The sequence below is a fragment of the Actinokineospora spheciospongiae genome (assembly GCF_000564855.1).
GTDB lineage: Bacteria > Actinomycetota > Actinomycetes > Mycobacteriales > Pseudonocardiaceae > Actinokineospora > Actinokineospora spheciospongiae.
In genome coordinates, this window is record NZ_AYXG01000139.1 from 1 (window position 1) to 10,274 (window position 10,274).

Annotated in this window: 10 protein-coding genes and 1 pseudogene; 5 read left to right on the forward strand and 6 right to left on the reverse strand. The window is 73.0% G+C overall.

Annotation, left to right across the window (positions count from 1 at the left end):
- Window positions 1-351 precede the first annotated feature (351 nt).
- Entirely contained in the window at window positions 352-1,269 is a 918-nt protein-coding gene (locus tag UO65_RS18485; protein ID WP_035284276.1) for a hypothetical protein, read from the forward strand.
- A 262-nt stretch (window positions 1,270-1,531) separates the two neighbouring features.
- Window positions 1,532-2,086, forward strand: coding sequence for a hypothetical protein (locus UO65_RS38660; protein ID WP_152552148.1), 555 nt, complete (start codon window positions 1,532-1,534; stop codon window positions 2,084-2,086).
- A 65-nt stretch (window positions 2,087-2,151) separates the two neighbouring features.
- On the opposite strand, the gene UO65_RS18495 is transcribed toward UO65_RS38660, so the two are convergent.
- From UO65_RS18495 to UO65_RS18510, 3 genes are all read right to left on the reverse strand, one after another.
- Window positions 2,152-3,006, reverse strand: a complete 855-nt coding sequence (locus tag UO65_RS18495) for an adenylate/guanylate cyclase domain-containing protein (RefSeq protein WP_035284282.1) — start codon at window positions 3,004-3,006, stop codon at window positions 2,152-2,154.
- 443 nt (window positions 3,007-3,449) lie between these two features.
- Window positions 3,450-4,808, reverse strand: coding sequence for a GAF domain-containing protein (locus UO65_RS18505; protein WP_084175828.1), 1,359 nt, complete (start codon window positions 4,806-4,808; stop codon window positions 3,450-3,452).
- 190 nt (window positions 4,809-4,998) lie between these two features.
- Window positions 4,999-5,730, reverse strand: a complete 732-nt coding sequence (locus UO65_RS18510) for a dienelactone hydrolase family protein (protein WP_035284288.1) — start codon at window positions 5,728-5,730, stop codon at window positions 4,999-5,001.
- Window positions 5,731-6,030: 300 nt separating this feature from the next.
- Here UO65_RS18510 and UO65_RS38170 point away from each other — a divergent pair.
- The 3 genes and pseudogenes from UO65_RS38170 to UO65_RS18520 all read left to right on the forward strand — a co-directional run.
- Window positions 6,031-6,138, forward strand: a pseudogene (locus UO65_RS38170) (dihydrofolate reductase family protein); the annotation flags it as partial.
- A gap of 141 nt (window positions 6,139-6,279) precedes the next feature.
- Window positions 6,280-6,603 (forward strand): YciI family protein, encoded by a 324-nt coding sequence (locus tag UO65_RS18515; RefSeq protein WP_035284291.1) that lies wholly within the window; start codon window positions 6,280-6,282, stop codon window positions 6,601-6,603.
- A complete protein-coding gene (locus UO65_RS18520; RefSeq protein WP_052021331.1) occupies window positions 6,600-7,892 on the forward strand; it encodes an RNA polymerase sigma factor in 1,293 nt (430 codons plus the stop codon). Before UO65_RS18515 ends, UO65_RS18520 begins: the two co-directional genes overlap by 4 nt.
- Here UO65_RS18520 and UO65_RS18525 read toward each other — a convergent pair.
- The 3 genes from UO65_RS18525 to UO65_RS18535 form a co-directional block, all read right to left on the reverse strand.
- Complete coding sequence (locus tag UO65_RS18525) at window positions 7,867-8,925, reverse strand: hypothetical protein (RefSeq protein WP_152552149.1); 1,059 nt, start codon at window positions 8,923-8,925, stop codon at window positions 7,867-7,869. The two genes, UO65_RS18520 and UO65_RS18525, sit on opposite strands and share 26 nt — an antisense overlap.
- Window positions 8,926-9,219: 294 nt before the next feature.
- The gene (locus UO65_RS18530; protein WP_035284296.1) at window positions 9,220-10,014 is read right to left on the reverse strand and encodes a phytanoyl-CoA dioxygenase family protein; all 795 of its coding nucleotides are present in this window, start codon (window positions 10,012-10,014) and stop codon (window positions 9,220-9,222) included.
- Window positions 10,014-10,250 (reverse strand): MbtH family protein, encoded by a 237-nt coding sequence (locus UO65_RS18535; RefSeq protein WP_035284298.1) that lies wholly within the window; start codon window positions 10,248-10,250, stop codon window positions 10,014-10,016. The genes UO65_RS18530 and UO65_RS18535 overlap by 1 nt, the downstream gene beginning before the upstream one ends.
- Window positions 10,251-10,274: the final 24 nt, after the last annotated feature.

Consider the following 10,274-nt stretch of genomic DNA (forward strand, 5'->3'; position numbering starts at 1 on the left):
ATGACAATTCTCCTGTCGACAGACCCCATTCTACTTGGGGTCGATGTCCGAGAAATCCATGGCACTCCAGGCATGGCCGTAGCCGGGGCGGCGGTTTCCGGGGTGGTCGGTTGGGCAAGCACATCCGCCCACCCGGGCATTCGCTCGCCGGGCCGCCGGTTCTCGGGGTGGTCGGCCTGCGTTCAGGACCTCCACCCACCCGGGCAGTTGGCTCGCCGGGCCGGCGGTTCTCGGGGTGGCTGGTTGTTGTTGCTGCGCCGGTGGGGTTCTTGGTGGCGGGCTGCCGGGCTGGTGGGCTGGTGGTTGGCGGGGTGGTCGCGCGGTCTGGGGGGCAGGTCTTAGGGTGCTGGGGTGATCACCGAAGAAGAACGCGCCGCCCGTTCCGCCCGCGCCCGCGACGCCGCTGTGGCCGCCGCGACCGATCTGGGGCTTGACGCCTCGGGGGCGGCGGTCGTCTACGACGTGTTCTCGGTCGTGGTCGACCTGGCTCCGTCGCCGGTGGTGGCCCGGGTGCCGGTTGTGACCCCGCGTGGCACCGACTCCGCGGGGTTCCAGCGCACCGAGCTCGCCGTCTCGCGGTGGCTGGCCGGGCGCGGGGAGCCGACCGTGGTCCCCAGTGGACTCGTTCCGGCCGAACCGGTCTTGCGCGATGGGTTCGCGATGACCTTCTGGGAGAAGGTCGACGGCGTCCTCCCGCCGGACTACGAGGTGGTCAAGCGCATGCCCGCCGTCGCGCGCCTGCACTCGGTCCTCGCCGAGTACCCCGGTGAGGTCGGGTTCTTCCCGGGGATGCAGGGTTACGTGGACCTGGCCTTCGACGACCTCGCGGGGCGCGCGGACCTGCTGCCCGCTGCGGACCTGGCCCGGGCTCGCGCCGAGTGGGCGGCGCTGTCGCCCGCCATCGCCTCGCCCGAGGCGTTCGCCGGGGTGTTCCCGGGGGTCCCGGTGCAGGTCGTGCACGGCGACGCCCCGTACTTCAACCTCATCGCGACCGCCGACTCCGTGCTGTACTCCGACTTCGAGCACGTCGGCCTCGCTCCCGTGGAGTGGGACCTCGCGCACACCGGCGCCGAGGCGATCGCCGCCTACGACGCCGCGGCCGTCGACCTGGGGCTGCGGCCGGTGGACCCCGGCGCGCTGCGCGCGGCGGAACGCCTGCGCGACCTGCAAGCGGTCGCCTGCCTGGCGCTGGCGCCGCAACTGCCGCTGCTGGTCGACGGACTGGCCTCGACGGTGGAAACCTGGCGCGGCACCGAACCCTGGGCCTAGGACCGAGCCGGTCAGTGCGGTTGAGGGAACACGACCGACCGGGGCGACGGGTTCGGGGCGGGCGGCAGCACGGCGCGGACACCGCCGCGGTGTCCGAAGAGGACGCGGGGTGTCGGGCCCGCGGTGGTGGCACCGAGGTCCGCGGGCCTGTGCGGGGTCGCCCGTATGGTCCCTGTCGCGGGTGCGGGGACGGGGGCATCCTTGGTGTCCGGCGCGCGTGCCCGTGCCGGGCTCCCGAGCACCGCCTGGATGGAGACCGATGATGATCACATCGTTCCGCACCGCCGCGGCCGTCCTGCCGGCAGCCGCCTGCACCTCGGCACTGCTCGTGCTGGGCTCGAGCACCCCGGCCTCGGCGGGCGTGCTCGACGTGACCTGCGCCCCGCCCAGCAGCGAGGTCGTCAACTTCTCCCCGCCGTTGACCATGACCCCGCAAACCGTCACCGTCAGCACCACGACGCAGTACGGGCCGTGCGTGTCGCTGAGCAACCCGGCCCTGACCTCCGGCGCCCGCACCAACAGCAGCTCCGCCCCCGGTCAGACCTGCCTCGAACTGCTGACCAACGGGCCCACCACCTTCACGGTCACCTGGAACACCGGCCAGACCTCCACCATCTCCGCGAACCGCACCTCCACCGTCGTCGGAGCCGCCCTGGTGACCACCCACACCGGCACGGTCACCGCGGGCCTGTTCGCCGGGAGCACCGCCGTGCAGGTCCTCACCGGCGCGGCCGCCGACGTGCTGCCGTGCACCCTGGGTCTGGGAACGGTCGCGAGCATCTACTCCGCCGTCACCCTGGAGATCACCTCGGTCTGAGGTCCGTGGGGTCCGCCCACGACCTCGACGATCGCGGCCGCCGTCGGTTTCCCCGCTCCCGCGGTTCAGACGGGTTGGTGGGAGGTCCACTCCACGGGGTGCAGCGCGTGGTCGCCCTTGAGGCCCTTCAGCTCGGTGTGCCGGGGCTCCGCGAGGCGGAAGCGGCCCGGGTCCGGGAGACCGTCGAGGGTGTCGGCGCTGACCAGGACCTCCTCGCTGCCCGCCTGGGCCGCCACCCGGGCGGCGGTGGCGACGGTGCGGCCGAAGTAGTCGCCGTCGCGGGTGATGGCGGGGCCGCGGTGGATGCCGATGCGGATGGTGATGGGGGTGGCGCGCAGGGCCTTGTGCTTGCGCTGGGCCAGGGCGTGCTGGATGGCGATGGCGGCGGAGATGGCCGGTTCGGGGGTGCTGAAGGCGACCATGAAACCATCGCCGAGGGACTTGACGACGTGGCCCCCTCGGGTGCTGACCTGCGTGCGGACCAGGTGGTCGTGGGCTTGCAGGAGGCGGACCCAGGCCTTGTCGCCGAGTTCGTCGTTGAGGGTGGTGGAGTCGATGATGTCGGTGAACACGAACGTGATGGTGCCGTCGGGGGCGGTGACGCGGGCCAGTTCCCCGCGGTGTTCCTCGGCCCAGCGGGTCAGGTCGTCGAGGGAGCTCAGGAGCAGGCCGCCGACGCCGTGGCGGCGCAGGCGGGCCGCGGTGGTGTTGGCGATCCGGACGGCGCGGTGGGTCGCCCCCAGCAGGCCCTCGGCGCGCGGCCCGGCCCCCAGGCGCGGCCGCGACTCCGAACGCGAGCGGGTGGAGGCCAACAGCCTGGCGTAGCGGCGCCTCGACCGCCCCAGGAGGATGGAGAGCACCAACACCGCGACCAGGGCACCGACGGCGACCACGGACACTGCCACCAACCAGACGGTCACGACGCGGTCTCTCCTTCACGGCGGGCGGACCCGGGCACCAGCATGCTACCCATCGGTAACCCACCGGGCGGCCGGTGTCACCGTGATCTCACCGGTCCCGGGCACTTGGACCACCTCGCCGCGTGCGGGACCGCCGCTTCGCCTGGTTGCGACGTGGGTGGTTCGACTGTGCGCGAGGTGGCAGATGCGGTGGCCACCACCATCGACCACAGCGGGATCGACCGATGAACGACGCTTTGCGGCAGCTCGCCGACCTGACGGGTCGGCAGGGCACGGCCGGGGCAGAGCCCCGAGGGCGCCCCGCTGGCGGCCCAGCTCGACGTGCGGGTCGTCGGCGCGGACGGCGTCTTCGACTCCGGGTTCCCGACCTTCGTCGTCCACCAGGTGACCGGCCGGGGGTGGCGGCCGGTGTACCTGGGCGGGCTGGACCGCTGGGCCGCGCGTCAGCGGTCCGCGTGGTCGCTCGGGTTCGGGACCCCGGTGGTCGGGGCGTGCGGTGCCCGGGTCGGTCCGCGGTTGAGGTAGGTGGCCAGGCCGCCGAGTTCCTCGCTGGCGATGAACGCCGACCGCACGTTGAGGAGGGCTTCCTCGGCGTGGACCTGGCAGCCCCACGCCGCGTCGCCCCAGGAGTCGGCGACCTTGAGTTCTGCCGGGGCGGTGCACCCGTCGGCGGCGCCCAGCGCGCACTGCTCGGGGTGCGGCACGGCGGCCTGCGCGGCGGCGGCGGTGCGCATCCGGTCCGCCAGTTCGGCGGCGGCGGTGGCGCGCTGCTCGGCCTCGGCGCGCAGTTTCTGCTCCGTGCGCACCGCCTTGGCCAGCTCGTCGCGGGCCGCTTCGGCGCGGGTTTCGGCGTCGCGCCGCGCCTGCTCGTCGTGGTGGCGCTCGATGGCCAGGGCCGCGGTGCCCGCGAAGACCCTGGCGAGGGCGAAGTCGAAGTCCCGTGGGACCCGCGGGATGCGGTGGTACATGGCGAAGGTGCCCAGCAGGCTCCCGTCGCGGGCCAGGATCGGTGTGGACCAGCAGGCGGCCAGGCCCGCCCGGTCGGCCAGGTCCCGGAAGTCGTCCCAGAACGGGTCGGTGGCGATGTCGGTGACGATGACCGCTTCCCGCCGGTGGGCGGCCGTGCCGCACGAGCCGACGCCCTCGCCGGTGGCGATCCCGTCGATGGCCTCGTTGTAGAAGTCGGGCAGGCTGGGCGCGGCCCCGTGGCGCAGGTGCAGGCCGTCGGGGTCGGCGAGCAGGACGGAGACGAGCACCTCCTGCGCCGCGAGGTCCTCGATGCAGCGGGCCATCCCGTCGAGGACCTCGCCCAGGGGCGCCTGCCGGGCGATCTGCTCCAGCAGGGCGCGGTGCTCGGCCATCAACTGGTGGGCGTGCTTGACCTGGGTGGTCTCGACGCCGATCACCCGAATCCCGGTGACAGCGCCCCCGGCGTCGCGCCGCGGCTCGTAGGTGAAGTCGAAGAACGCCTCCCGCGCGTCCGGGCCCGTCCCGAGCACCACCCGGACGTCGCGGCCGGTGTGCGGCTCACCGGTGCGGTGGACCTGGTCGAGCAGGGCGATGAAGCCCTGACCGACCAGCTCGGGCATCAACTCGGCGAGCGGCACACCGGTGCGCTCCCGCTGCCCACCGATCGTGGCGAAGAACGCCGGGTTCGCCGCCTCCACCACGTGCGTCGGCCCCGCCAGCGAGGCGAACACGGCGATGGACTGCCCGAACAGCGCCCGCAGGTCCTCCTCCGCGGCCTGCCCGGCAACCGCAGGACCCGTGGACAGGGGGTGCCCGCTCGATGCCGCCGTCATGGTGTGTTCCGTTCCTCGTCTGTGGGGTGCCACCGTAATACCAGGGACACGTCCGGGCCGCACGGGCTCGCGGGCTGAGACGCACGCCGCTGTGGTCGAAGGCCCGGCCCCGGACGGCGGAGAGCGAACCGCCCGTCGAGGAAACCCGTCCTCGGCGGGCGGTTCGCCTGCCGTCAGCCGGGGCCCGGCCTCACCTCAGGTGCCGGACGAAGAACCGGTTCCCGTCGTCGCCCTCGAACCGCGGGACGCCGGTGTGCCCGCCCGTGTTGGCGTGCAGCGTCTTCTCCGCGGAACCGAAGGCGTCGAACAGGTTCAGGGCCATCTGCCGGTCGTTCCCCTCGTCGTCCCACTGCAACAGGACCAGCAGCGGGATGGTGACCCGCCGGGCCTCTTCGACGATGGCGCGCGGCACGTAGCTCCCGGCGAACAGGAGGGCGGCCGAGATCCGCGGCTCCACCACCGCCAACCGGACGCCGATGGAGATCACCCCGCCCGAGAACCCGACCGGGCCACCGATCCCGGGCAGCGGCAGGAGTGCGTCCAGGGCGGCCCGCCACTCCGGGACCGCCTCGTCGACCAGCGGGAGGACCAGCCGGTCGACGACCTCGTCGGGGACCGGCTCACCCGCCCGCACCGCCCGGCGCAGGTCGGCCCGGGCTTCCTCCGCGGCGGCGGAACGGGGTCGGTCACCGCTGCCGGGGAGTTCGATGGTGGCCGCGGCGAAGCCCTCCGCCGCGGCGTGCCGGGCCCGGTCCAGCAGCCGGGGGTACATCCCGGCCAGCCCGCCGGGGTGGCCGAGCAGGACCAGCGGGGCCGGTGCGGGCGCGGGTTCGGGCGTCCACAGGATGCCGGGGACCTCGCCGAGGGTGAACCCGCGTTCGAGGACACCGTCGTCGAAGCGCTGTTCGGAAGTGAATCGCATGGTCGTGCCTTTCGGGAGAGCTCGTGAACGGCGCTCCCGGACGACCTACCGCCCGACCGTGACCCGCGAGGGGAGCACCCATGTCGATACGTTCACGGGTACCACCTCCTCGGTCTCTCGCACGGCCGACGGCAAGGTAGCAGTGCCCGCCGCGGTCCACCACGAGGTTTTCGCATGACCTCCGCGACCGCCCGGATGAATCGAAAAAAGATCCGGGAGGCGGTGTCGGATCGGGGTGGTGGCGTTCGTAGCAGGGGTGAGGCCGCCCGCGGGGGTGGCCCGGACGAGGGAACCGCGACCATGAGGCTGACGGCCATGACCCAGGTCACCATCGACGGCGTGATGCAGGGCAACGGGCACGCGCCGGAGGAGGACCGCGAGAACGGGTTCGAGCGCGGCGGGTGGGCCCGGACCTCGCCCTCGACCCGGTCGAGTCGCGGGTCGACTCGAAGGGCGTGGCGATCCAGGTCCACCGGCCCGCCGGGCGCCCGCGGTACGCGACGGTCTGAAGTCCCCCGCTTTCCCGACGACACAGGAGATGATCCTCAGATGCGGTACCTGGTTTCCGTCATCGACGACAAGGTCAACCCCGGCAGCACGGACCGGCAGCCCGCCATCAGCGCGTTCAACGAACGGCTGATCGCCGACGGCCACTGGGTCTTCGCGGGCGGACTAGCCGACACCGACGCCGCCACGGTCGTCGACAACCGGGGTGAGCAGGTCGTGTTCAGCGACGGGCCCTTCGTGGAGTCGAAGGAGTACCTCGCGGGCCTCTGGGTGTGGGAGGCCTCCGACCTGGACGTGGCGCTGCGGCTCGCCACCGAGGCGTCGGAGGTCTGCGACCGCAAGATCGAGGTGCGGCCGTTCCGGTGAGCGATGTCGACGAGGCGGTCACCCGGGCCCACCGGGAGGGGTGGGCCCGGGTGGTCGCCGCCCTGACCAGGCGCTTCGGTGACCTCGACATCGCCGAGGAGTCGGCGGCCGAGGCGTTCGCGACCGCCGTCGAGCGGTGGCGGGCCGACGGCGTGCCCCCCAACCCCGGCGCGTGGCTGACCACCACCGCCAACCGCAAGGCCATCGACCGCATCCGGCGGGAGAACAAGCGCGACGACAAGCACGAGGAGGCCCGGCTGGTGCACGACGACGACCCGCCCGAGCCCCCCGGCGCCATCGACGACGACCGGCTCCGGCTGATCTTCACCTGCTGCCACCCGGCGCTCGCGCCGCAGACCAGGGTGGCGCTGACGCTGCGCATGGTCGGCGGCCTGACCGTGCCCGAGATCGCCCGCGCCTTCCTGGTGGCCGAGACCGCCATGGGGCAGCGGATCACCCGCGCGAAGACCAAGATCAAGGCGGCGCGCATCCCCTACCGCGTACCGTCCGCCGAGGACCTGCCTGCCCGCGTCACCGGTGTGCTCACCGTCCTGTTCCTCGTCTTCAACGAGGGCTACCTGGCCACCGGCCCCGACACCGACCCGGTGCGCCACGACCTGACCGCCGAGGCGATCCGGCTCACCCGCCTGATCCGCGCCCTCCTGCCGGAGGACGGCGAGGTGGCCGGGCTGCTGGCGCTGATGCTCCTCACCGAGGCCCGCCGCCCCGCCCGGGTCTCGGCGGACGGCGAACTGGTCGCCCTGCACGAACAGGACCGCGGGGCCTGGGACCCCGCCCTGATCGCCGAGGGCCACCGGCTGGTGCGCGAACGCCTCGCCGCTGCCGCCGCCGGGGTGGCCCCGGGCCGCTACCAGGTCCTGGCCGCGATCAACGCCGTGCACACCTCCGCCCGCGACGCCCGCGACACCGACTGGTCCCAGGTCCTCGCCCTCTACGACCGGCTCGTCCGCCTCGACCCCTCCCCGGTCGTCGCCCTCAACCGGGCCATCGCGGTCGCCGAACTCGACGGCCCGGAAGTGGCCCTGGCGGCCGTCGAGCGCCTCGGGGACGAACTGGCCCGCTACCACGCCTACCACGCCACCCGCGCCGACCTGCTGCGCAGACTGGGCCGCAGCGAGCAGTCGCGCGCGGCCTACGACACGGCGATCGAACTGGCGGGCAACACCGCCGAAACCGCCTACCTGACCCGCCGCCGCGACCAACTGGGGTGGAGCCCTCCCGGCGCGGCAACCGAAACACGGCCTAGTCCTCCCGTGGAGGGACGTTGAGCACCTCCAGGTAGAGCTTGCGGACGATCGCCTCCTGCGTCGCGCCCGTCGAGACGTAGTGGTCGAGTCCGGGGGTGCCGTTGACCTCGATCACCGCGCACGTGCCCTCGTCGGAGGCGATGTCCGAACAGGCCAGGTCGACACCGCAGAACCTCAGGTTGAACAGGCCCGCCACCGTGACCGCCAGGGTGACCCACCGCTCGGCGACGATTCCGGTCACGTCGTCGGCGGTGCCCCCCGCCGACAGGTTGGAGATGTCGAGCAGGCGGACCCGTTCGCCGGTTTCCGGCACCGAGCGCAGCGTGCGCCCGTCCCGGCGCAGTCGCGCCCCGATGCGGGCGTCGCCCGCCCTGAGCACCGTGTCGCGGAGTCCCAGGCTGTACGACTCCTGCAACCGGGACATCAACTCGGCCACCGTGGACGCGCCGTCCCCGACGACCGCCAAGGGGTTGCGCCGGTACGCGGAGATGAGCTTCCCGTCGAGCACGACCAGGCGGTAGTCCGGCAGGTCGATGGCCTCCTCGACGAGGGCCACCCGGACCCGCTCCTCCTCGAAAGCGGCGAACACCCCGGCGAGTTCCGCCTCGTCGGACACCCGCCACACGTTGATGCCCTTCGAGCCGTCGACGGGCTTCACGTACACCGGGAACCCCGTGTTGTCCCGCACGTACTCGGCGGCGGCGTCGACGGTGCGCAGCGCGTGGTGGCCGTTCGACTCCATCCGGGGGCGGATGCGCCGGGCCCACCAGGGGAGCAGGAACGACTCGCCCCTGGCGCAGGGAACACCGGAACGGCGCAGGAAGAACTTGGTGTGGGCCTTGTCCTTCACCACCTCCTGCGCGGCACCCGAATTCAACCCGACGTCATTCCCGCGAGTCGTGCGGTACGTGCCGTTCGCGTAGTGGATTCTGGTGACGTACCCGTACTCCGGCTCGATCTCGACATCCACGACGTTGGACAACGCGCCCTCCGCGAACAGCCCCGCGACCATCCGGGTGACATACGGGTAATGCGGCGCACCATCGATGACCATGTCGCGACACGTTACCCCGCAACGGATTCAACCCCGGGATGGCCTGGAGGTCGTCCAGGTGGGCTCCGCCCCATTCGGCCTCAGCTCGGATTGACCTCCCGTGCTCGAGGGGCGGGGGACCGCACTGCTGGTCCACTGTGGATTGAACGTGGGAAGGTCCGGCACCAGGCCGGGGTGGCTCAGCGCGCGGGCCGACAGCCCCCACGCGACCTGCCCGGCTGCCCCCCGCCCCGGCGGCCGTGCCCCAGGTCGGGGACGGTGCTGGATGGGGGCGGAGGGGCGGGAGGAGGTGCCTCAGCGCGTGCTCGCCAGCCGGGTGACCGGGGTGGTGTCGCGGTCGACGAGGAAGTCGGGTCTGGTGGGGGAGCGCGGTGCGTTGGTGACCGAGTTGTAGGTGATCAGCAGCAGTGCCCGGCCCCGGTCGGACCGGTTCTCCGCTGAGGAGTGCACCAGGTTCGGGTGGAACGCGAAGAGCGTCCCCGCCGGTCCGGTCAGCTCGACGGTGCCGTGCGCCTCGGCCAGGTGCCGGGCCACCGCGCCGTCCACCCGGTGCGGCAGGTCGGCCGAGACGTGGCTGCGCCAGTCCGCTTCCCCGGCACCCACCCGCTCCGGGACGTCGAGCAGGTGGGTGCCGGGGATCACCGTCAGCGGGCCGTTGGTCGAGTCCACGTCGTCGAGCAGGAGGGCGATCGTCAGCGCCCTGGGTTCGGGCATCCCGTCCTCGGTGCGCCAGAACGGGTAGTCGCGGTGCCAGGGCCAGGCGGCCCCGAGGCGGGGCTGCTTCAGGTTCACCTTGAACTGGTAGACGTACGCGGGCGTTCCCAGCAGCGCCTCCGCGGCGTCGACCAGGGCGGGGTGGCGGACCAGCCGGGCGCACCCGTCGTCGTGGCGGTGGCAGCCGTGGACCGCCCGCACCACCGACGACCCCGCTTCGTGGACGACCTCCGGCCGGTCCTGCGCGCTGATCCGCTCGATGGCCGCGCGCAGCTCCGCCACCCGGTCCGGCCCCAGCCGGGCGGGCAGCCCGCTCCACCCGTGCGCGGCGTAGTCGGCGACCAGCGAACCGGTCGCCGCCTGCTCGACCGGCATCAGGCCGGGTCCCCGCCGTCGCGGGCGTGGCCCTCCATCGCCTCGATGAGGCTCTTGGGGCGCATGTCCGTCCAGTTGCGCTCCACGTACTCCAGGCACTCGGCCCGCCCGGCCGGTCCGTGGGCGGTGGTCCAGCCCGCGGGCACCTCGACGAACTCCGGCCACAGCGAGTGCTGGCCCTCGTCGTTGACCAGCACCAGGTAGGTGCCGTCCTCGTCCTCGAAGGGGTTGGTCATCGTGGTTCCTCTCCACTCGTGGGT

Excerpts from the sequence above, each read along its gene's own strand:
- UO65_RS18525 (WP_152552149.1), bottom strand. The coding sequence starts at position 8,925 with ATGGTCATCGATGGTGCGCCGCATTACCCGTATGTCACCCGGATGGTC.
- UO65_RS18530 (WP_035284296.1), bottom strand. The coding sequence starts at position 10,014 with ATGCCGGTCGAGCAGGCGGCGACCGGTTCGCTGGTCGCCGACTACGCC.
- UO65_RS18515 (WP_035284291.1), top strand. The coding sequence starts at position 6,280 with ATGCGGTACCTGGTTTCCGTCATCGACGACAAGGTCAACCCCGGCAGC.
- UO65_RS18510 (WP_035284288.1), bottom strand. The coding sequence starts at position 5,730 with ATGCGATTCACTTCCGAACAGCGCTTCGACGACGGTGTCCTCGAACGC.
- UO65_RS38660 (WP_152552148.1), top strand. The coding sequence starts at position 1,532 with ATGATCACATCGTTCCGCACCGCCGCGGCCGTCCTGCCGGCAGCCGCC.
- UO65_RS18505 (WP_084175828.1), bottom strand. The coding sequence starts at position 4,808 with ATGACGGCGGCATCGAGCGGGCACCCCCTGTCCACGGGTCCTGCGGTT.
- UO65_RS18535 (WP_035284298.1), bottom strand. The coding sequence starts at position 10,250 with ATGACCAACCCCTTCGAGGACGAGGACGGCACCTACCTGGTGCTGGTC.